Here is a 22,946-nt window from a genome sequence, read left to right as displayed (position 1 = left end):
AACTTCGCTACTATAAATTTATTTTTCCTTATTTAATCGTCATTTTATTTCTAAAAAATAAGTTGTTTATTTGATTAATACTTGACTATAATACTCAACTATTAGATGACATTGTTGGTACTTCATGATGAAAGATAAAGATTTAGTTTGCTATAAAACGTTACCTATTTGGGATGCAAAAACTTTACCCGATTTGTTTCGTGAAAAACATAATACACAACTAGGTACTTGGGCAAAATTAAATATTATAAAAGGTCATATCAATTTTGATATGTTAACCGAGCAAGGCGATATCGTTTCTCAATATGTTTTTGATGTTCAGCATCAGCCTCCATTTATTGAGCCTCAGCAATGGCATCGAATAGCTCAAGTTTCAGATGATTTGCAGTGCCAGTTGGCTTTTTATTGTCAACCTGAGGATTATAGCCAGAAAAAATATCAGATGACTAAAACCCATTCTGACGTGTTGGAAGTATGTCAAATCATTCAGGCCGGAAAAGCGCTAGATTTAGGTTGTGGTTCAGGCCGTAATTCACTCTATTTACAGCTACTTGGTTTTGATGTTGATGCCGTTGATAAGTCAGAAATGAGTATTAGTAATTTACAAGAAATTATTGCAAACGATCATTTATCGCATATCAATGCATCTATTTATGATATTAATCAGGCTAATTTAAAAGGTAACTACGATTTAATTATTTCAACTGTTGTAATGATGTTTTTACAACCAGATAGAATTCCCGATATCATTCATAATATGCAAAACATAACTAAAACGGGTGGTTATAATTTAATTGTTTGCGCTATGTCAACTGATGATTTTCCTTGCACTGTAGGGTTTTCGTTTACGTTTAAAGAGAATGAGTTACTTAATTATTATCAAAATTGGGATATCCTAAAATACAATGAAGATGTTGGCGAACTGCATAAAACGGATATCCATGGTAACCGAATAAAGCTCCGCTTTGCGACGCTGTTAGCCAAAAAACGATAATATTACAGGAATTTATCCTGTAATATCTTTTTTAACTAGTTCCCCAGTATCTTACCTACTTCAAACCATGCTTTGCGAGAGTTCAATAGATCTTGAGCAGACATTGGTTTTTTACCAGCAGGTTGTAAAAGTGTCATATTTAATGCGCCATCACTTGTTGCAATACATATTCCTTTTTTATCCGCTTGTAAAATAGTGCCAACAGGTCGATTGTGGGATGTTTTTATCACTTCTGCTTGCCATACCTTTACTGGCTCGCCATTAACGTCAAAATAACTAACAGGCCAAGGATTAAAGGCGCGAATGCAACGTTCAAGTTGCTGTGCCGATAGGTTCCAATCAAGTTTAGCTTCTTGTTTAGATAATTTTTCAGCGTAAGTGACCTGTGATGGATCTTGTTTTTCAGGTTGGATTTTTCCTTCGGTAATTAGTGTTAAGGTATCAAGTAGTCCTTCTGGACCTAATTGCGCCAATTTGTTATATAACGTTGCACTGGTATCAGAAGGTTCAATTGGACAGGTGAGTTTATATAACATATCACCCGTATCAAGCCCTGCATCCATTTGCATAATTGTGATACCGGTTAAAGTATCACCAGCCCAACAAGCGCGTTGAATAGGAGCTGCGCCTCGCCATCTTGGTAATAATGAACCATGCACATTTAAACAACCTAGTTTAGGCATATCAAGCACAGCTTGCGGTAAAATAAGACCATATGCTACCACAATCATAATGTCGGCATTGAGCTCAGCAATGATTTTCTGATTTTCTTCAGTTTTGAGTGTAGCAGGTTGATAAACAGGAAGATGATTTTCGATTGCTAATTGTTTAACCGGACTTGCAGTTAACTTATTGCCACGTCCAGCAGGGCGATCGGGCTGAGTAAAAACTGCAATAACATTATGTTTAGCATCAATTAATGCTTTTAAATGGGTAGCGGCAAAATCAGGCGTGCCAGCAAAAATAATCTTTAGGGGATTTGTTGTGTGTGACATGTGTAATATATCCATAATCAAAATATGACAGATATTATACTTTAAATTGACCTAATAATCCTTAATCACATCACTGTACTCATAATGGATATCATATGTATACCGAGTAAAGGTGGTTATAGCGTTAAGTGATCTTGAATCATCGCGAAATCTCATAATAGCTGGTGAAAAGTTTGTGGATAAAATAATAGTAAAAATCCACAAACAACTTAGTAACCTTATATTTAACCAATTAATTATGTTTTTATTTTACTTAAAATGGAAAAAATATTGGTACCAACGCTATATCAACTAACATAACCAAGAAGGTTAACGGCACACCAACTTTAACAAAATCACTAAAGCTATATCCACCAGGTGCAACAACCATTGTTTTTACAGGTGATGAAACAGGTGTAATAAACGATGCAGATGTCGCAATAGCAACGGTCATAGCAAATGGATAGGGTGAATATCCAAATTTTATTGCTAAATCAATCGCAATTGGTGCAATTAAAATCGCGGTTGCGGTATTAGAAATAAACAATCCTACCGTTGAGCATAATAAAAAGATAAAAGTTAACACCATGTAAGGGCCAAATGAACGTAAGTGGATTTCAAGCCATTGTGATATGAGCGAAATCCCTCCCGTCTTATTTAACGCTACCGCGAAAGGCATCATACCGATAATTAGAATTAATGTTGGCCAATGAATTGATTTATAAGCATTTGCCATATCAATACAGCGGGTGGCACCCATTAATAAACAAGCAATCAGTGCAGCAACAACATTTGGGACAATACCTGTCACCATTAAAATAATCATTACCGCTAGATTAAATAGTGCGATAAAAGCCTGAGAGCTTGCTGGTGCAACATCATCAATGTCTGATGGGTAATCAAGTACCACAAAATCACTAGTCCGAGTTTGTAGTTTTTGTATAGATCCCCAGTCTCCGCATACCAAAAGTGTATCGCTCATTTCTAGTCGTTCTTGGAATAGGTTATTGGTTTCAACTGGCGCATGGTTTCGCCAGATTCCAATAACAGTCAGAAAATATTTTTCCCTAAAATCAATTTCATTAAGAGTCTTTCCACATAATGATGATTCAGGCAGCAATGCAACTTCAGCCATACCGACTTCTTTGACTTGTTCCGAAAAATATTCACCACGTAATACTTTTGGTTCAAGATTGTTAGTGGTTAGAAATGTGCGATAGTCAGCTTCGGAATGAGACATGTCCAATAAAAGAATATCGTTTTCTCTAAATTCAGTACTACCATTTACAGGGATGAGCACTTTTTGGAATTTTCGCCAACGTTCAATACCAATTACATTTACACCATGCTCAGTACGTAAATGTAATCCATCAATGGTTCGCCCAACAAAAGGAGAACCAGCAAGAATTTGCGCGCGGTGAGCTCGGCCAATTAATTTATAATCTCTAATTAAATCGGTAATTTTACGTCTTTGAGGTAAACTATTGTTAGCGGTGACTTGGTCCGCTGTAAGTAACCAATTGCGTGTTAATAAACAATAAATCACACCAACAACTAATACGCCAAGGCCTATTGGCGTAATTGAAAAGAAGCCAAACTCGGTTAATGCAGCTCGGCTAAGTTCACTATTTACTACAAGGTTTGGAGCTGTTGCGACAAGAGTCATCATGCCACTAATTAATGCTGCAATACACAGTGGCATCATCAATTTTTTTACATGGATACCTGTATGGTTAGCAATACTGATAGCAACAGGAATAAAGATTGCAACTACACCAGTTGAGCTCATAACCGAACCCAGTAAAGCTACACCTAACATAATAAAGGTAATAATTCGAATATCATTTTTACCTGCTGCTTTTAAGATATATTCACTCATTTTGTAAGAGATACCCGTTCTTACTAAACTTTCACCGATTACGAATAACAGTGCAATGAGGATAATATTGGGATCGCTAAATCCCGCAAGCGCTTCAGCCGGAGTTAATACACCCGTGACGGTAATTGCAGTTATCGTCAATAACGCAATAATATCCATTCTTAATTTACTGAATGAAAACAATAAAATCGCAATAAAAAGTAACAAACAAACAGTAATGAGTGGGTAATATTCGATTATATAATTAGGTAAAAGAGCAGACATTGATGATAAAAAACTATGTCCAGATGACGAATGTTCCACAAAAGGTAGCTCATGAAGTTGATTATATTTTTGACATAATACCTTGATTTATTGTAATAGGGAATATCTTGAAGTAAAGATTCTTAAGTATCAACTATGGTTAAAATGACATTTTTAACATTTTTTGCTGTTTTATTTTTAAGCTCTTCGCATTCATAAAACTTAGGTGTAATTTAGTCAACTTGATGCGTTTAATTTTAAAACCATATTTAGGAGTCAATATGTCATCAAAAAAGTCTGTTGCGGAAATTATTATTGAAGTGTTATCTCAAGCGGGGGTTAAACATTGTTATGGTATTGTTGGAGATACCTTAAATCAAATTACGTCTGCTATCAAAAAAAGTGATATTGAATGGGTACATGTTCGTCATGAAGAAGTTGGTGCTTTTGCTGCAGGAGCTGAAGCTTATCTTACCGATCAAATAACTGCTTGTGCTGGTTCTTGTGGACCAGGAAGCCTACATTTTATAAATGGTATTTATGAAGCACAACGCAATAAAGTACCGTTGGTTTTACTGGCTAGCCAGTTAGTTACCTCTCAACAAGGAACTGATTTTCCGCAAGAGGTTGATTTTGAATCTATTTATAAAAACTGTTCTGTCTTTTGTCAGCAAATTTCGGATCCAACACAAGCACGACGAATTACTACAGCGGCTGTACAAGCAGCAATAAATCAACGAGGTGTTGCTGTTATAGTCATTCCTTATAATATAAGTTTAGTCAAAGTTGAAGATAATAGTGGACATAAAATTTTTCACCCGAAACCTGTAATTCGGCCATCTGATGAAGAGCTTGCACAAATCTCCGAAATTCTAAATAAAAACAGTAAAGTGGCAATATTTGCAGGTCATGGAGTATCAGAAGCTCATGATGAATTAGTTGCGTTAGCAAAAAAATTAAAGTCACCAATTGTTCATACTTCAAGAGCTAAAGATTTCGTCGAATATGATAATCCGTATAACGTTGGCATGACAGGGATGTTTGGTATGGAGTCTGGCGCAACGGCGATAAAAGAGTGTGATGTGCTTTTGATGTTTGGTGTTGATTTTGCGTGGTCACAATTTTATCCAGATGATGCAACAATTATTCAGGTAGATATCGATGCAACTCATCTTGGTCATCGCCATAGTGTAGATATTGGTGTTGTAGGTGCAAGTAAACCAACCCTAGCCGCTTTATTGCCATTAGTTAATGAAAAAGCAGACAGTGCATTTTTAGATAAATGTCGTGAATTACACACTAAAGCAATTGATAAATTAGGTAAGAAAGCGATACCATCAAAAACGGTTATTCACCCTCAATATTTAACCGAATTGATTGATAAATATGCCAATGATGATGCCGTACTATGTGCAGATGTTGGTTCTGCTATGGTTTGGGCTTGCCGTCATTTTTCAACCAATGGTAAAAGACGGACCGTTATTAGTTTAAAACATGGCACTATGGCCAATGCGATGCCACAAGCATTAGGTGTACAAAAAGCTTTTCCTAATCGTCAAGTCATTACCTTATCAGGAGATGGTGGTATTAGTATGTTGTTAGGCGATTTGTTAACCACAATCCAAGAAAACCTGCCAATTAAAGTTGTTGTGCTTAATAATAGCTCACTTAACTTTGTTGAATTGGAACAAAAATCAGAAGGGCTTGTCGATCACTATACTGATTTAAAAAATCCTGATTTTGCTAAAGTAGCTGAAGCGATGGGATTATTTGCTATTCGTGTCGATAGTTCAGATTTGCTTGAAGCCGCGGTACAATCATTTTTAGCTCACCCTGGACCTGCATTATTAGATGTTAAGACAAACGAATATGAATTAGTTATGCCACCTGAAATTCATACTTCACAAGTAATGGGAATGGCGCTTTATAGTGTAAAAGCATCATTGAGTGGCAAAATGAAAGATGTGGTTAATTTGTTGGTTGATAATTTTGTAAAAAAATAGACCAAGCAATAGATAAAAAAAAGTTGAGGAACGGGGTTTTTAGAGGGATTTTTACGATATCTGCCGCATTTTGCGGCAGATAAGTTGGATTAAAAACTAACAGCGCCTTCTTCAGCTGAAGATAAATTTTCTCTAACAACGGTATAAAGTTCTCGACCAAAACCTTTATGGGAATCGGTTAAATCGATTGGTGCTGGACTACGTTTTGCGAGTTCAGCTTCATCAACCAATAGTGTTATTTCACCGGTTTGACCATTGACTCGGATCATATCACCTTGTTCAACTTTGCTTAATAATCCACCGGCATAGGCTTCAGGTGTAACATGAATAGCTGCGGGTACTTTGCCTGATGCGCCAGATAGCCGTCCATCAGTTAATAACGCAACTTTATAGCCGCGATCTTGTAAAACACCCAATGGTGTTATTAATTTATGTAGCTCTGGCATACCGATAGCTTTTGGGCCTTGATAACGAACAACTACAACACAGTCTTTGTTGAGGTTGCCGGCTTTATATTCTGCATCTAAATCATACTGACTATTAAAGACTACTGCAGGTGCTTCGATAATTTGGTGCTCATCGGTAACAGCAGACGTTTTCATTATCGCTCTCCCTAAATTGCCAGACATCACTTTTAAGCCACCATGAGAGTTGAAAGGTTTTTTTATTGAAGCAATCACATTTTCATCTAAAGATTCTTTAGGACCTTCGCGGAAGATGAGTTTACCATTTTCTAAAATTGGCTCTTTCGTGTAACGGCTCAGTCCATGGCCAACCACAGTTTCAACATCTTCATGTAACAAACCACCGGATAATAGTTCTCGGACCAATAATGAAGTTCCACCTGCTGCTTGGAAGTAGTTAATGTCGGCCGGCCCATTAGGGTATATTCGGCTCAATAACGGAACAACTGTTGATAAGTCTGAAATATCGTCCCAATTAATAACAATACCAGCCGCTTTAGCCATAGCGACAATGTGCATAGTCAAATTGGTTGAGCCACCTGTGGCTAAAAGCGCTACTAAACCATTAACAATTACTTTTTCATCCACCATTTTACCAACTGGCATATAGTTTCCTGATTGGTTAGTTAAACGAGTGATCTGTCTTGCAGCGGCATTGGTTAGTTCATTGCGTAATGTTGTTTCAGGGTGAACAAAAGCGGCTCCAGGTAAATGTAATCCCATTAACTCAATGACCATTTGGTTACTATTTGCGGTGCCATAAAACGTACAAGTTCCGCTGGTATGGTATGAGGCTGATTCAGATTCTAATAAATCTTCGCGAGAAGCTTTTCCTTCTGAATAAAGTTGACGAATGCGAACTTTCTCTTTATTTGGTAAACCTGAAGGCATCGGTCCAGAAGGCACAAAGATAGCGGGTAAATGCCCAAAAGATAGGGCCCCAATAAATAATCCTGGTAAAATTTTATCGCAGACTCCTAGATACAGTGCGCCATCAAACATATTATGTGATAACCCAACGGCAACAGACATTGCAATCACATCTCGACTCATTAGCGAAATTTCCATACCCGGTTCGCCTTGGGTTACACCATCACACATAGCCGGTACCCCTCCAGCCATTTGGCCAACAGCGCCGACTTCATGTAGCACTTTTCGAATTTGTTCTGGATAAAATTCATAAGGTTTATGTGCTGATAACATATCGTTATAAGAACTGATAATACCGATATTACTTTTTAATATATTTTTAAGATCATTTTTCTCATCGAGGCAACAAGCGGCAAAGCCATGAGCTAAGTTACTACAAGGTAAACTTGCTCGGGTAACTTTTTTCAACATAGCATGTTCTATTTTTTGCAAATAAGCTTCACGTGTTGCTTTAGAGCGATTAATAATGCGCTGAGTTACAGCTAAAATAGTGGAATTCACATTAACCTCTTAGATTATATTTATTATAATTTCTAAACTTTTATAAATTTATTCACAATGACATATTGAATTAATAACCTTCATGCTATCTTCAATAACACCATTTAGTGGTTGTTCAATATTGATAGCATAAACATCTTTTTCATTGGCTGTTGGTTCTTCTAATGCGTCAAATTGCGACTGTAGCATTCCTGTTTTTTGATAATGTCCTTGGCGTTTAGCTAAACGTTGGGAGATAACATCAAAACTTCCTTTTAAATAAATAAAGTGCACATTTTCATTTTCTCCACGAATAATGTCTCGATATTTTTCTTTTAATGCTGAGCAAATAATAATCGAAATATCATTGACATTACTCATTGCAAATGCAGCATTACTAATTAAGTTTAACCAAGGCATCCTGTCGTTATCATTTAGCGGGGTACCGCTGCGCATTTTCAAAATATTGGCTTTGGGATGTAAAAAGTCACCATCTAGAAAAGCGGCATTTAGGTTATCGGCTATTTGTTTTGCAACAACCGATTTACCGCTACCTGATACACCCATGAATACGAAAACATTTTTCCTTTGTTGTGTCATTACGTTATTCTCCAAAATAACCTGTTACGGGTAACATTTTGACATTTTAATCCATTATTGCAATTCAAAAAAGTTGATTTTGTGATCTGGATCATACTTTGTTTTAGGTAAAGGTCTTTATCACGATTTGGGATCTCAAGTTTATTTTAAAAAATAGATTTCGATCACAAAAATATAAAATCTTATTTGTTTTTTATTTCGAAAGTATTTAATCTTTCGATATTGTTTTTGTTTTCGAAAGTTATAATTTAAAACGTAATATTAAAAAGATAAAAAATGGAGAGTAAATATGAATAAATGTCAGCTTCTTTTCGAAGACAATCTTAAATTTGACAATGAGTTAGCCTTACTGACTTACTTAAGTCAACAGTTACAAAAAAAAGGGATTGTCAAACAGAGCCATTTGAAAGCTTTACTTGATCGGGAAGCATTATATCCAACCGGTATTTTGCTCGATGGCTATGCGGTGGCGATTCCACATTGTGAAGCTGAACATGCTAACAGTCCTGCGATTTTTATTCTTCGCACCCAATCTCCGGTTTCGTTTCAACGTGCAGATGACGATGGCACCGTTGATGTTTCATTGATTATTTCATTGGTAGTGACTTCACCAGCTGATCAACTATCACTGTTGAAAGCACTTTTTACCCATTTACAAGATAAAGAATTTTATCACTTTTTATTAAGTCGTTCGCAAAACGAAGTGGTCGAACGTTTTAATGAAGTGATATTTAATCAATAAGTTGTTTAGGAGGCATTATGAAAAAAAAGATTATTGTTGCATGTGGTGGCGCCGTTGCGACGTCAACTTTAGCAGCAGAAGAAATAAAAGAGCTATGTAATGAAAATAATATTGAGCTCGATTTAGTGCAGTGTCGTATTAATGAAATTAATACCTTTATTGATGATGTCGACCTGATCTGTACGACGGCAAAAATGGATCAAACATTTGGCGATATTCCGATTGTGCATGGTATGCCTTTTGTGTCTGGCGTTGGAATTGAGCAGTTAAAAGCAAAAATATTGTCTATTTTAAAAGGATGAACCTATGTTTACTGAAATTATGCAGTACATCTTAGATTTGGGACCGTCTGTAATGCTACCCATTGTGATTATTCTGTTTTCACTTTCGCTAAGAATGAAAATTGGTGATGCATTAAAAGCCGGGATTCATATTGGGATTGGCTTTGTCGGTATTGGTTTGGTGGTTGGCTTATTAACCAGCTCAGTTGGGCCGGCAGCTCAAGCTATGGCAGAAAGATTTGATATTAGTTTGAATGTTGTCGATGTTGGTTGGCCTGGCGCAGCCCCTATGACGTGGGCATCGCAAATTGCGCTGGTTGCCATTCCCATTGCCATTGCAGTAAACATTGCCATGTTACTTTTAAGATTAACCCGTGTTGTTAATGTTGATATTTGGAACATTTGGCATATGACCTTCAGCGGGGCGCTGGTTTATATTGCAACCGGCTCTTACTGGCTAGGTATTGCTGGCGTGGTTGTACATGCAATTATTGCTTATAAATTGGGGGATTGGTTTGCTAAAGATACCAAAGATTTTTTTGAACTTGACGGCATTGCTGTGCCACATGGTACTTCGGCCTATTGTGGACCGATAGCGGTATTTGTCGATGCGGTGATTGAAAAAATACCTGGCATTAGAAAGATTAATTTCAATGCGGTAGATATGCAAAAAAGATTTGGTGCATTTGGCGAGCCAGTCACAGTTGGTCTATTTATGGGGATTTTATTAGGCGTATTAGCCGGTTATGGTGTTAAACAGACCTTGCAACTTGCGATTCAAACCGCAGCGGTAATGCTATTAATGCCAAGAGTAATTAAACCTATCATGGACGGTTTAACCCCAATATCTAAACAAGCACGTAAACATCTTCAATCAAAATTTGGTGGGCAAGACTTCCTTATCGGTTTAGATCCGGCACTATTGTTAGGTCATTCAACTGTTGTTTCTGCCAGCTTAATTTTTATCCCGTTAAGTATTTTTATTGCCATTGTGCTGCCCGGTAATGAAGTTCTTCCTTTTGGTGACTTAGCAACTATCGGCTTTTTTATCGCAATGGGTGTGGCGATTCATCAAGGCAATCTGTTTAGGATTATTATTTCCGGTTCAATCATTATTGCTATTACCTTATGGATTGCCACGCAAATGGTGCCACTAACCACTCAGCTTGCCGTCAATGCCGGTACTATTACTGCTGGTAATGGCATCTCGGTTGGTGCGATGGATCAAGGTGGTTCGCCAATTACTTATATCTTAGTTCAACTGGTTAATTTAAAACAACCGATCGGGTTTGCCTGCATTGGTCTCTTTTACCTGTTTTGCCTATTTTTGACCTGGCAACGCGCGCAAAAATACAAATTGTTATTAAAACAGCAATATGTAGAAGGTGCAAATAGTGCAAATAGCGTAAATGAGCAATAAAAAAGCCATTTTTTAAATCCATTAAGTAACGTTCACTGTTAAACCAGTGGACGTTAGAACAGCAACCTATTTGATTATTAACATAGGAAAATAATATGAAAGCAGTCGTTGTTAATGATGAGGGGACTTTATCTGTAGAAGATATTGAGATGCCCAAAATCACTTCACCAGATCAAATTCTGGTGAAAGTGGCGTATTGCGGGTTATGTGGTTCTGATATTCCACGCATTTTTCATCATGGTGCACATTTTTACCCAATCACACTTGGCCATGAATTTAGTGGCACGGTTGTCGAAATGGGCAGCGATGTGACAGAGTTTGAGATTGGTGATCTGATCTCTTGTGTACCTTTATTGCCTTGTTTTAAATGTGATGAGTGTCAAAAACATTACTATTCACTTTGTAAACATTACACCTTCGTTGGCTCAAGAATTACTGGCGGATTGGCACAGTATATCGTCATAAATAAGAGAAACGCCTTTAAGTTACCGAAAAGTGTTAGCCCTATCGAAGGGGCATTTTTTGAGCCAATGACTGTTGGGATGCATGCACTGTTATTGGCTGACGGTTGTCAAAATAAGAATGTGGTGATTGTTGGTGGCGGTACCATTGGTTTGCTTGCTATGCAGTGCGCCAAAGCGATGGGAGCTAAATTTGTTGCGGTATTAGATATTAATCAAGAGCGTTTAGATCTGGCTAAAAAGCTAGGTGCTGATGCGGTTTATCACTCTAAAAATATGACAGCTTCGGCGATCTATGAAGCACTGATGCCACATCGATTTGATCAGGTGGTATTAGAAACCGCCGGCACACCAGCGACAGTAAGCTTAGCCATTGAAATAGCTGGCGCTAGAGCCAAAGTCGGTTTGATTGGCACATTGCATCATGATGTGACTCTTTCAGAAAAAACATTCGGGATGATTTTACGAAAAGAGCTTGAGATCTTAGGAAGCTGGATGAATTACTCTGCACCATGGCCTGGCAAAGAGTGGCAACTCGTTAGTCAGTTTTTTGTTGACGGTAAAATCAGGTTAGATGAGCTAATTGCAGGGGTGGGTGATTTTAATGAGTTTACTCAACAAGTTAGTGCATTAAACGGTCATCCAATGAACGGTAAAATTTTATTAAATTGCATTTAATTATCTGATTTAGATCAGCTATTAAAAATGAGCGCTTATCTTTTGATTTTGTTTGTTATACACTGCTGAAGAATTTTCGAAAAAGGAAATATTATGAATGCAAGTGAAAGACGTCAACAAATAGTCGAACTTATTAATGCGAAAGGAACTGTTTTGGTTAGTGATTTATCAGGACAATATGATGTTTCGGAAGTGACAATCAGAACAGATCTTCGTTTGCTGGAAAAACAAGGTGTTTTGACTCGATTCCATGGCGGGGCAACCAAAATCATGAGTAAAGGCGATTTAAAATCATTTAAAGAATTGCAATTAGAAGAACGTTATCAGCGTTTTATAGAGGCTAAAAAACGTATTGCAATTGAAGCAGTTAAACATGTCAAAGAGGGTGATACCATTATTTTAGATAGTGGTAGTACTACAATGTTGATAGCTGAAGAGTTAGTAAAACTCAAGCATATCACTGTCATTACCAACAGCCTTACTTCTGCATTTATTTTGTCGGACAACAGTGACATTATGTTATTTATGTGTGGTGGTACGCTGAGGCATAAGACTCGTTCTTTTCATGGAAAAATTGCTGAGCAATCGTTAGACGGCATTTCTGCTGATATTTTGTTTGTTGGTGCAGATGGAATAGATGCAAAAAGAGGAATAACAACGTTTAACGAAGGCTACACTATCAGTAGTGTGATGGCTAATGCGGCAAGGCAGGTTATTGCAGTTTTAGATTCATCAAAATTTGGACGAAATGGCATTAATATCGTATTACCACTTAATAAACTAAGTACCATTATTACCGATACTGATGTCGATAACAGTTATAAACAACAATTTGAAGAAAAAGGCATTGATTTTATAGCTGTTTAAATTTTGACTGGTGATTGTGTATCTTTTTGAATAAAGCTTAAAAGATTTTTTAGCTAAATATTTGATTTTATATAGTTAACGTAATAATGACAATGGATTGTTGTTGGCTATTATGTTGATTAATATTATTAAACTAATTTAATTGTTTAAGCTTGTTATTTCTCCCAACGATATGATTTTGCAATCAATATGTAGGCGAGAATATGATATTAACAATTACCATGAATCCTTCTGTGGATATCTCTTATCCACTCAATACACTCCATATTAATGACATTAATCGTGTTACAAATGTTAAAAAAACCGCCGGTGGTAAAGGGCTAAATGTCACACGAGGTGTGACATTTTCGGGCATCAATGTGTTAGCCTCAGGTATTGTTGGCGGTACAACCGGCCAGTATATTCAAAAACAGTTAGATAGTGACAATATCCATTACCATTTTTATGTTACTAAACATGAATCACGTAATTGTATTGCGATATTACATGAAGGTAATCAAACCGAAATTCTAGAATCTGGGCCAACACTCGAACAAAAAGAGGTGGATGCCTTTTTAGCGCACTATCAAACGTTAGTGGATAAAGCCAAGGTAATGACCATTTCAGGATCTCTACCACAAGGTTTCCCGGTTGATTTTTATGCCACATTAATTCAAATCGCCAATAAAAAAGCCATTCCTGTTTTACTAGATTCCTCCGGCAAAATGTTATTAGCTACGTTGGTCTCTGAACATAAACCTTACTTAATTAAGCCGAATAAAGATGAATTACAACAAATAATTCAGATGGATATTGATGTTAATGATACTGCTTCGTTGATTAAGGCGGTTGATCATCCACTGCTGAATGCAATCCCTTTTATCATCATTTCACTGGGTAAAAATGGAGCTTTTGCTCGTTGTCATCAGCAATATTATCAAGTTTCAATTCCTAAAATTGATGTTGTCAATCCGGTTGGGTCTGGCGATGTGACGTTAGCGGGTCTTGCAGTAAGCATTCATGAAAACGAATCGATAGAAACCATGCTCAAAAGGGCGATGACGATGGGCATGTTAAATGCTATGGAATCACAAACCGGCTTTGTGAATATGCACAATTATGATGATTATTTCCAACAAGTTATTGTCAACCAAATTCATTAAATATCAACATTAATTAAGGAGTTATTATGTATCTTATTTCAAGTCAAGAGATGTTAAAAAAAGCGCAACGTGAAAATTATGCCGTTCCGGCATTTAATATTCACAACCTTGAAACAATTCAAGTTGTGATTGATACTGCAAAACAGTTGCAGTCACCGGTTATATTAGCTGCAACCCCCGGTACTTATCGTTATGCCGGCACAGAGTATTTAATTAATATTTGTAAAACTGCTGCTCAAATTAATCTTTTCCCGTTTGCCTTGCATCTTGATCACCATGAAGATGTCGATGATATTCAAGCTAAAATTGCCGGCGGCATTCGCTCGATTATGATCGATGCTTCGCATCATCCCTTTGAAGAAAATATTGACATTGTACGAAAAATGGTCGAATTTAGTCATAAATTTAATGCCAGTGTGGAAGCTGAATTAGGCCGCTTGGGGGGGCAAGAGGACGATCTTGTCGTGGATGACAAAGACAGTGCCTTTACTGATCCTGATGCGGCAAAGGAATATGTCGAGCGAACAGGCATCGATTCTTTAGCGGTGGCAATTGGATCGGCTCATGGTATGTATAAAGGTGAGCCTAAATTGGATTTTGATCGATTAGCCAAAATACGCGATAAAGTTGCGATTCCTCTGGTGTTGCATGGCGCTTCGGGAATACCTGAAGCAATGGTGAAAAAATCGATTTCATTAGGTATCTGTAAAGTGAATGTGGCAACTGAATTAAAAATTGCTTTTTCAGATGCGTTGAAACAATACTTTCAAGCTCAACCGGATGCTAACGATCCAAGGCACTACATGCAACCGGCTAAACTGGCAATGGCGAAAATTGTGGAAGATAAAATTCGTATTTGTGGAAGTGCAGGTAAACTATAATATGAAAGCTAAAGGTATTTTGTTTGATTTAGATGGTACTTTGGTGAACTCTCTACCAGCAGTTGAGCGCTGCTGGTTGAAATTTGCTCAACGGCATCATTTAGATGCCACTAAGGTATTAACAACCATTCATGGGCGTAAAGCTATCGATAATATTAAGCTGTTTTTACCTGATCAGCCCACTAGTTTGATTGAGCAAGAATATCATTGGATGGAGCAATTAGAGTCAAATGATGTACAAGGGATTGATGAAATACCGGGCGCAAGCGATTTTCTGCAGCTATTATCATCAATGAATATCCCTTGGGGGATTGTCACTTCCGGCACTAAAATTGTGGCTGAAGCAAGATTTAGTTTGCTACAGGTTGCTAAACCGTCGGTATTTATCACCGGCGAAATGGTGGCTAACACCAAACCAGCTCCAGACGGCTATTTGCAAGGCGCAAAACTCTTAGATTTAGCAGCCAGTTCGTGTATTGTTTTTGAAGATTCCGCTGCGGGCATTGAGTCAGCAAATAAGGCTAATTGTCAGGTGATTGGTGTCAATACGTCTAATTTGATTAATCATCATGCTCAGCTAACTATCGATAACTTTAATGATCTGATTGTTGAAAAAATCACAGGTAGCGATCAATTCATTATTAATAAAAAAACGTTTTGCTAATAGGATAACACCCGGCAACCTGCTTTTGCTCCACACAAGCGCAATCTATTTAACCGTCTTTAGATTGAAAGCATACAAAATTTAGCATAAATTTATGCATACTTTCAATCAGATAAAGGTTATTGCGTTGCCTTACTCATCGCTTGTTTAAAGGTTGAAAAAGTACAAAAGCCCTGCATGTTAATTGGGAAATTCCCCATTTCTAACGTCACTTTAGGTGGTGGGTTTCGCCGGTTTAATTTGGTTAAATGACGAATTTGAACGGTGGATTGATAAAAATATTCAATTTTCATCATCACTGGTCGCTTGGAATAATAGTAAAGAAGAAAGTTATTGAACCGCGGAAGCGTTTCAATAACTTGTGTATGAATAAATTAATTAATTTGCGTTTGATTGTCTGGTTTTTTCAAGCGATTAACAAACATCATCACGATAAAAGCAATAACGGTTAAATAAATAATGAATATTCCATATGTTGATAACATATCGACAAATGAACGTCCTCGTATACCTATATCGCGGAAAAAGCGGAAGAGCCAAACTAATGGAAATGCGTGGCTGACATAAAATGCCCAGATTGGCATAATGCCTACCGCCATGGTTGAGCCACCCATAATGAATCCCGGTGGAACAAGGAAAATCATTCTGCTAGCACCTTCACCTGGATGATTGGTATTCCAAGATAATAAGAAGCCTAACCAGCCAAAAGCGAGTCCAGTCATAAATACACTAGGTACAAAAATAAAGTAATTACCATCAAAACGTAATTGTCCAAATAAAACCAGTATTGCAGTAATTAAAGTTAAAGCAGTGGTATAAAATAGGGCATAAGGCACGGTTCTCGCTAATAGTGGTACAAAACCACGTTCTATTACGGTATTCCACATCCCCATTGTTTTTAATCGGCCAATTATCATTAATGATGTTAATCCATACGTTAATGACGAGAAGAAGTAAACGAAATAGATTATAGTGGAAATTGTTGATGAACTAGATGGATTAAACATGGTCCTAGTTTTCAATTGCATTGGTGATAAGGTTGCTTCAGTTGCTTCTCTTCCAAGCCCTAATGCTGCAACTTTACCAACGCTCAATTCAGCACCCGATTCAGGAATGATTTCATTAAGACTTTGCATTACCTTGGCATTTTGTGCGTCATTTGAATCATCAGCAAAATAACCTAACTTAACGGTTTGATCCCCTTTTTTTAGAGACTTTTCAAGTCCTTTAGGAATATATAACACTCCTAAATTACGGTCGTGTGATACTAATGTAATTGGATTTATTGGTGAGCGAATTACTTCTGTTATTTCAATAAATGGTGAAGTATTTACTTTACTGATTAATTCAGTTGAGTAATTGGAACCATCAAGATCAATAACAGCAATTTTTCCTTCAAAAACTGAACCATGGCTTAGCACAATTGAAAAAACAAGTGATACGATAGCAGCTAAACCTAAGCACACTTTATAATATGGAATGAAGTGGCCTGATAACATAGCATCAAGCTCTTCAAGCATAGATTTAATGATGTTTTGCATCATTGATCAACCTCAATTGTCATACCAGTTAATAAATGCGGTATAGGTTCTATATAAATTCTGACTTGATAAGATGTTAAATCTGCCTGTCCTCGTTCTCGAGTCATTCGTAAATCAGCAAATGAAGGCGCCGCTGTTGCAAAACGGACAGTACCTTTTACTGTTTTGTCCAGGGCAATCACATCAGCTTTTACTTTAGTTCCTGGTTGATAATCATTAACCATTTTTTCGTTAACATAGATGTCAACATATTTACGGTCTGTTTCTAACAATACTGCTGGTGCGCCAGCAGGCACCATTTCACCATCTTCAAACATTAGTTTTAGTACTTTTCCATCTTCTGGTGCAACTAATGTAAGGCGGCTATAATTTACTTTCAGTTGTTTTAAATCGGCTTCGGCTTGTGCGAGTTGAGCACGGATTTGAGCAAGCTGATTTTGGCGATTTTGCAGTTTTTGTCTAGCAATAGTAATCGACTGCAATGTCATTCCCGTTGCATTTCTAGTTTGTTCAAACTGGGTGATTTGCTCAGGTGATGCACCAATCATCAATGTTGATAATTGACTTTCAATCTGTACAACTTGCATTTTTGAATTAATGTAGGCATTGCGTGCAGCATCAAGTTGTGATTGTGAAGTACCTCCAGTTTTTCTTAATTGAGTATGACGTTGAAATTCAGTATTAGCTAAGTCTCGAGAAGATATTGCAGCCTCTAAGTTTGCTTTAACTTCTTCTATTTTCCGCCATGTTGATAATTCATTGAGGTTAGTTTCATTTTCAGTAATTTCGATTGCTGCTTGTTCTTGATTAACTGCGGCTGTTTGACTATCAACTAGCGCTTGTAAGCGATCTATTGATAGCTGCGTATCAGTATCTTCAAGTTGCATTAATGGATCGCCTTTTTTTACAAATTGTGATTCTTGGACAAACCGTTTAATAACTTTGCCACCTACATTTTGAAATGCAACATTGATTTCATCAGCAGTTAATACGCCTGATTTGATACTTTTAGCAACAGTTACTGCATCGTTCCTTGAACCAAGACAAATCAATGTTGATCCAATTAGAAGTAGCAATAAAAATATAGCAGGAATTTTAATGTTTTTTGGTAAATCTAAGTTTAGTTTATTTTTCATTTATTTAGTCAGCTAAGTATATTGTTAAAATATCATGATTTTTAGTGATTAAAAGCAATTATTTACGTAATAATTTACGTAACATTGCAATTAAAGATTCCTGCTCTTGTGCATTTAAAACCTGAGCAAAAGCACGAATCGATTTTAAGTGATTAGGTAGCGCTTTTTGTATAAGATTTACACCAGTTGTGGTGAGCCTGATTAGTCGAGAACGACCATCTTCCCCACTTTTCGTCATCGATATTAAAGGATCTTGCGCAGCTAACATCCGTTTAACCATTACTGAGACAGTTGCAGGAGTGACGCCAACTTTCAATGCTAGCTCGCTAGCGCAGGTTTCACCTTCACTATACAATGACATTAGCAATGCAAATTTTCCTTCAGAAACATCATAATCTTTTGCAAGTTGTGCATAAATATTAGAACGAATTAAATCGGCAGTAGTAATTAAACTTAGGACCAGATCAACGCCTGAAACCTCGATAATTTCATTATTAAAACTTTGTGCTTTTGCTAAAGTTTCGCGCGAAGGAAGTATTCTTGAGTTGTAATTCAATTGCTTTACCTAATTTATTTAGTCGGCTAATTATACTGGTTTGTCCTAAATTGGCAATTGTTTTTTTACTTTAGTTTGAGAGGTTGATCTCATTAATTTGTTAATTTTCATTGATATTTAGTTAGTCAAAAATGATAACTTATTGTTTTAAAGCTTATTATTTAATCTACTACTAAAGTGGTAATCCTTGAGGGTAATTATATTCTATTTAAAGTTCCTTAAAATATCGTATAGATAAAAATTAAATAATTGAATTAAAAATAAATTTGGAGCTTTTTATGAGTAAAACCAATCTCGTTATTATAGGCAATGGGATGGTTGGACATCGTTTTGTCGAAGAAATTATCGAAAAAATGCAGTCTGATAATTTTAAAATTACCATCTTTTGCCAAGAACCAAGAGTAGCTTACGATCGTGTTCATCTTTCTTCCTATTTTTCAGGCCATACTGCAGAAGCACTGTCTTTAGTTCGGGAAGGCTTGTACCAAGAAAATGATATTAATATTTTACTTAATGAACGGGTTATTTTGATTAATCGCCAACGTAAAGAGGTGCATTCACAAACTGGGCGTATTGTTTCTTATGATAAGTTGATTATTGCAACGGGCTCTTATCCATGGGTTCCTCCAATTAAAGGTGCTGAAGGGGCGAATTGTTTTGTTTATCGTACCATTGAAGATCTCGATGCGATTCGTGATTGTGCTAGTAATTGTAAAATAGGTGCAGTTGTCGGTGGTGGTTTACTTGGACTTGAAGCTGCTGGTGCATTGAAAAACTTAGGAGTTGAAACTCATGTTGTCGAATTTGCTCCAGTCTTAATGTCAGAGCAACTTGATGCAATGGGTGGTGATCAACTGCGAAGAAAAATCGAAGAGATGGGAGTTGGAGTTCATACAAGCAAAAATACTCAAGAAATTATTCATACCCCATCAGGTAAAGTTATGCAATTTTCTGATGGTTCATCACTTGAAATTGATTTTATTGTTTTTTCAACTGGCATCCGTCCCAATGACCAATTAGCTAAAGCGTGTGAATTAGATATTGGACCTAGAGGAGGTATAGTTATTAACGATTATTGCCAAACTTCAGATCCGGATATTTATGCCATAGGTGAATGCGCCTGTTGGCAAGGTAAAGTTTACGGTTTAGTTGCACCTGGTTACAAAATGGCACAAGTTGCCTTAGCACATTTAATCGGTGAAAGCGCTAAATTTGAAGGTGCCGATATGAGTGCTAAACTCAAATTAATGGGAGTCGACGTTGGTAGTATTGGTGATGCAAAGGCTAAAACAATAGCTAGCAGAAGCTATGTTTATTTAGATGAAAGTGTACCAGTTTATAAAAAGTTAGTGGTATCTAATGATAATAAAAAACTATTAGGTGCTGTTTTAGTTGGTGATACATCTGATTATAGTAACTTGCTGCAACTGATGCTTAATGATATGGATTTACCTGAACATCCTGATTCTCTAATTTTACCATCACATGCAGGTGCTAAGCCTGCATTAGGCGCTGACGCATTACCTGATAGTGCACAAATATGTTCTTGTTTTGATGTGACAAAGGCAAAAATTGTTCAAGCTATTCATGCTGGTTGTCATACTGTTGCTGCAATTAAAGCTGAAACTAAAGCGGGTAGTGGATGTGGTGGTTGTATACCACTAGTAACGCAAATCCTTAATTTGGAATTAGCGAAACAAGGTATTGAAGTAAGCCATGCACTTTGTGAACATTTTAAATATTCTCGGCAAGAGCTTTTTCACTTAATTCGTGTTGAAGGATTAACTTCCTTTGATGAAGTGATAAAAAAACATGGTACCGGCTATGGCTGTGAAGTTTGTAAACCAACAGTTGGCTCTATATTAGCTTCATGTTGGAATAATTATATTCTTAAACCAGATCTTGTACCGTTACAAGATAGTAATGATATCTTTTTAGGTAATATTCAAAAAAATGGTACTTATTCAATTATTCCTCGTAGTGCTGGTGGTGAAATTACCCCGGAAGGATTGATTGCGATTGGTCAGATTGCTAAGAAATACAATCTCTATTCAAAAATTACTGGTTCACAACGTATAGCGTTGTTTGGTGCGCAAAAAGATGATCTTCCTGCTATCTGGAAAGAACTGATTGATGCTGGTTTTGAGAGTGGTCACGCTTACGCTAAGGCATTACGTATGGCAAAAACTTGCGTAGGTAGCACTTGGTGTCGGTTTGGGGTAGGAGATAGTGTTAGTTTAGGTGTCGAATTAGAAAACCGCTATAAAGGTATTCGAGCGCCTCATAAATTCAAACTTGGTGTTTCAGGTTGTACCCGTGAATGTGCCGAAGCTCAGGGTAAGGATATTGGCGTTATTGCAACTGAAAAAGGTTGGAATCTTTATGTTTGTGGTAATGGTGGTATGAAACCTCGTCATGCCGATCTTTTAGCTGCAGATTTAGATCGAGAAACCCTTATTCGCTACCTAGACCGTTTCCTTATGTTCTATATTCGTACAGCGGATAAATTACAACGGACTTCTGTCTGGTTTGAAAACCTTGAGGGGGGGATCGAATATTTGCGTAGTGTCATTATTGATGACAAATTAGGTATCAATGACGAACTTGAAAAAGAGATGGCTCGCATTCGTAAGCTTTTTGTTTGTGAATGGAAAGAAACTGTTAATAATCCAGAAGCACAAATCCGGTTTGCTCATTTTATTAATAGTCCTAAACGAGACGATAATGTTCAGTTTGTACCTGAGCGACAACAACATCGTCCCGCCACCCTTGAAGAACGTCAAGTTATGTCAGGAGAGTAGATTATGAGTCAATGGGTAACTATCTGTAAAATTGAAGATATTTTTCCTGAAACAGGAGTTTGTGCTTTAGTTGGTAAAGAGCATGTCGCTGTTTTTCGTCCTTTTCATTCTGACGAGCTTTATGCGATTAGTAATATTGATCCTTTTGCTAATGCTAGTGTGCTTTCTAGGGGGATTATTTGTGAGCATGAAAATGAATTATGGGTTGCTAGTCCTCTGAAAAAACAACGCTTTCGTTTAAAAGATGGTTATTGTTTTGAAGATGCAAGTTATTCCATCGCACACTATGAGGTCAAAATTGATAATGATGGATTTGTTAAAGTTAAATTTAACTAATAAATAAAAATAGGAATAATAAATGTATACAGAAACAATTAATAAATGTGCTGTTAATGCAGCACGTATTGTTAAATTAGCTAAAACCAATCCTATAGGGTTTTGGCTAAGTTCTGCTATGGCAGGTGCTTATGTTGGTCTGGGTATCATATTAATTTTTACGCTGGGTAATTTGCTTGATGCATCAGTTAGACCTTTAGTTATGGGAGCAACATTTGGAATTGCATTAACTTTAGTTGTTATAGCGGGCTCGGAGTTATTTACTGGGCATACCATGTTTTTAACATTTGGTGTTCAAGCTAAAAAGATTACACACTTTCAAATGTGGTGGGTATTACCACAAACGTGGCTAGGCAATTTACTGGGATCTATTTTTGTTGCTGCTTTATTTTATTGGGCGGCAAGCCCATTATTGGCAACAGATACTTCCCTTATACATACTGCGGCATTAGCAAAAACATCCACTCCCGCAATGGCTCTATTTTTTCGTGGAATTTTATGTAATTGGTTAGTTTGTTTAGCTATTTGGATGGCAAATCGAGTTGAAGGTTCAGCCAAATTTATTGCTATATGGTGGTGTTTATTGGCATTTATTGCTTGTGGGTATGAGCATAGTGTTGCTAATATGACGTTATTTTCTCTTTCTTGGTTTGGAAATCATACTGATGCCTATACTTTAGGCGGTATTGGGCATAATTTGTTATGGGTTTCATTGGGTAATTTAGTATCTGGAGCGCTGTTTATGGGCTTAGGATATTGGTTTTCAACACCTAAAGCAGATCGACCTTAATCATTATTGAATAAGGTTGTAATTGTTTAGCTTACTGTTTTTAAGAATTATTGGATTATTAACAGTAAATTTTTTAGATCAAT

Annotated in this window: 21 protein-coding genes; 13 read left to right on the top strand and 8 right to left on the bottom strand. The window is 36.8% G+C overall.

Annotation, left to right across the window (positions count from 1 at the left end):
• Positions 1-124 precede the first annotated feature (124 nt).
• Positions 125-994 (top strand): SAM-dependent methyltransferase TehB, encoded by an 870-nt coding sequence (gene tehB / locus A9G07_RS09600; RefSeq protein WP_065734971.1) that lies wholly within the window; start codon positions 125-127, stop codon positions 992-994.
• Between the two features lie 35 nt (positions 995-1,029).
• On the opposite strand, the gene fmt is transcribed toward tehB, so the two are convergent.
• Entirely contained in the window at positions 1,030-1,989 is a 960-nt protein-coding gene (gene fmt, locus A9G07_RS09595) for a methionyl-tRNA formyltransferase (protein ID WP_065562931.1), read from the bottom strand.
• A gap of 253 nt (positions 1,990-2,242) precedes the next feature.
• On the bottom strand, positions 2,243-4,111 hold the full coding sequence (locus A9G07_RS09590; protein ID WP_065562930.1) for an SLC13 family permease: 1,869 nt from the start codon (positions 4,109-4,111) through the stop codon (positions 2,243-2,245).
• A gap of 260 nt (positions 4,112-4,371) precedes the next feature.
• On the opposite strand from A9G07_RS09590, the gene A9G07_RS09585 reads away from it, so the two are divergent.
• On the top strand, positions 4,372-6,093 hold the full coding sequence (locus A9G07_RS09585) for a thiamine pyrophosphate-dependent enzyme (protein ID WP_065562929.1): 1,722 nt from the start codon (positions 4,372-4,374) through the stop codon (positions 6,091-6,093).
• Positions 6,094-6,182: 89 nt separating this feature from the next.
• Here A9G07_RS09585 and edd read toward each other — a convergent pair whose 3' ends face one another.
• Together edd and A9G07_RS09575 are read right to left on the bottom strand one after the other, a co-directional pair.
• Positions 6,183-7,988 (bottom strand): phosphogluconate dehydratase, encoded by a 1,806-nt coding sequence (edd, locus tag A9G07_RS09580; protein ID WP_065734970.1) that lies wholly within the window; start codon positions 7,986-7,988, stop codon positions 6,183-6,185.
• A gap of 48 nt (positions 7,989-8,036) precedes the next feature.
• A complete protein-coding gene (locus tag A9G07_RS09575) occupies positions 8,037-8,567 on the bottom strand; it encodes a gluconokinase, GntK/IdnK-type (RefSeq protein ID WP_065562927.1) in 531 nt (176 codons plus the stop codon).
• 289 nt (positions 8,568-8,856) lie between these two features.
• On the opposite strand from A9G07_RS09575, the gene gatA reads away from it, so the two are divergent.
• From gatA to A9G07_RS09535, 8 genes are all read left to right on the top strand, one after another.
• Entirely contained in the window at positions 8,857-9,309 is a 453-nt protein-coding gene (gene gatA / locus A9G07_RS09570) for a PTS galactitol transporter subunit IIA (protein WP_065734969.1), read from the top strand.
• 17 nt (positions 9,310-9,326) lie between these two features.
• Complete coding sequence (gene gatB, locus A9G07_RS09565; protein ID WP_065734968.1) at positions 9,327-9,611, top strand: PTS galactitol transporter subunit IIB; 285 nt, start codon at positions 9,327-9,329, stop codon at positions 9,609-9,611.
• A gap of 4 nt (positions 9,612-9,615) precedes the next feature.
• Positions 9,616-11,010, top strand: coding sequence for a PTS galactitol transporter subunit IIC (locus A9G07_RS09560; protein WP_065734967.1), 1,395 nt, complete (start codon positions 9,616-9,618; stop codon positions 11,008-11,010).
• Between the two features lie 95 nt (positions 11,011-11,105).
• A complete protein-coding gene (locus tag A9G07_RS09555; protein WP_065734966.1) occupies positions 11,106-12,149 on the top strand; it encodes an alcohol dehydrogenase catalytic domain-containing protein in 1,044 nt (347 codons plus the stop codon).
• Between the two features lie 93 nt (positions 12,150-12,242).
• Positions 12,243-13,016, top strand: coding sequence for a DeoR/GlpR family DNA-binding transcription regulator (locus A9G07_RS09550; RefSeq protein ID WP_065734965.1), 774 nt, complete (start codon positions 12,243-12,245; stop codon positions 13,014-13,016).
• 203 nt (positions 13,017-13,219) lie between these two features.
• Positions 13,220-14,158, top strand: a complete 939-nt coding sequence (gene lacC / locus A9G07_RS09545; protein ID WP_065734964.1) for a tagatose-6-phosphate kinase — start codon at positions 13,220-13,222, stop codon at positions 14,156-14,158.
• 26 nt (positions 14,159-14,184) lie between these two features.
• Entirely contained in the window at positions 14,185-15,039 is an 855-nt protein-coding gene (locus A9G07_RS09540; RefSeq protein ID WP_065734963.1) for a tagatose bisphosphate family class II aldolase, read from the top strand.
• Between the two features lies 1 nt (position 15,040).
• The gene (locus A9G07_RS09535) at positions 15,041-15,703 is read left to right on the top strand and encodes an HAD-IA family hydrolase (RefSeq protein ID WP_065734962.1); all 663 of its coding nucleotides are present in this window, start codon (positions 15,041-15,043) and stop codon (positions 15,701-15,703) included.
• A 119-nt stretch (positions 15,704-15,822) separates the two neighbouring features.
• Here A9G07_RS09535 and A9G07_RS12040 read toward each other — a convergent pair whose 3' ends face one another.
• From A9G07_RS12040 to A9G07_RS09520, 4 genes are all read right to left on the bottom strand, one after another.
• On the bottom strand, positions 15,823-15,999 hold the full coding sequence (locus A9G07_RS12040; protein WP_176713967.1) for a hypothetical protein: 177 nt from the start codon (positions 15,997-15,999) through the stop codon (positions 15,823-15,825).
• Between the two features lie 78 nt (positions 16,000-16,077).
• Positions 16,078-17,247 carry an ABC transporter permease gene (locus A9G07_RS09530; protein ID WP_218060058.1) on the bottom strand — a complete coding sequence of 390 codons (1,170 nt, stop codon included), beginning with the start codon at positions 17,245-17,247 and terminating at the stop codon, positions 16,078-16,080.
• Positions 17,244-18,380: an HlyD family secretion protein gene (locus A9G07_RS09525; RefSeq protein ID WP_065734961.1), complete on the bottom strand. Its 1,137-nt coding sequence runs from the start codon at positions 18,378-18,380 to the stop codon at positions 17,244-17,246. Before A9G07_RS09525 ends, A9G07_RS09530 begins: the two co-directional genes overlap by 4 nt.
• 58 nt (positions 18,381-18,438) lie before the next feature.
• Positions 18,439-18,936 (bottom strand): MarR family winged helix-turn-helix transcriptional regulator, encoded by a 498-nt coding sequence (locus A9G07_RS09520; protein ID WP_065734960.1) that lies wholly within the window; start codon positions 18,934-18,936, stop codon positions 18,439-18,441.
• Positions 18,937-19,214: 278 nt separating this feature from the next.
• Between A9G07_RS09520 and nirB the strand changes: the two genes are divergently transcribed.
• The 3 genes from nirB to nirC are packed head-to-tail and all read left to right on the top strand — an operon-like array spanning position 19,215 to position 22,863.
• Positions 19,215-21,737, top strand: coding sequence for a nitrite reductase large subunit NirB (gene nirB, locus A9G07_RS09515; protein ID WP_065734959.1), 2,523 nt, complete (start codon positions 19,215-19,217; stop codon positions 21,735-21,737).
• 3 nt (positions 21,738-21,740) lie between these two features.
• The gene (gene nirD / locus A9G07_RS09510; protein ID WP_065562923.1) at positions 21,741-22,073 is read left to right on the top strand and encodes a nitrite reductase small subunit NirD; all 333 of its coding nucleotides are present in this window, start codon (positions 21,741-21,743) and stop codon (positions 22,071-22,073) included.
• 22 nt (positions 22,074-22,095) lie between these two features.
• Positions 22,096-22,863, top strand: coding sequence for a nitrite transporter NirC (nirC, locus tag A9G07_RS09505; RefSeq protein ID WP_065562922.1), 768 nt, complete (start codon positions 22,096-22,098; stop codon positions 22,861-22,863).
• The last annotated feature ends 83 nt before the right edge of the window (positions 22,864-22,946 follow it).

Source organism: Gilliamella sp. wkB72, assembly GCF_001693745.1.
Classification (GTDB): Bacteria; Pseudomonadota; Gammaproteobacteria; order Enterobacterales; family Orbaceae; genus Gilliamella; species Gilliamella apicola_E.
The sequence above is the reverse complement of the archived record's forward strand: the minus strand, read 5'-3'. Positions and strand labels throughout refer to the sequence as shown.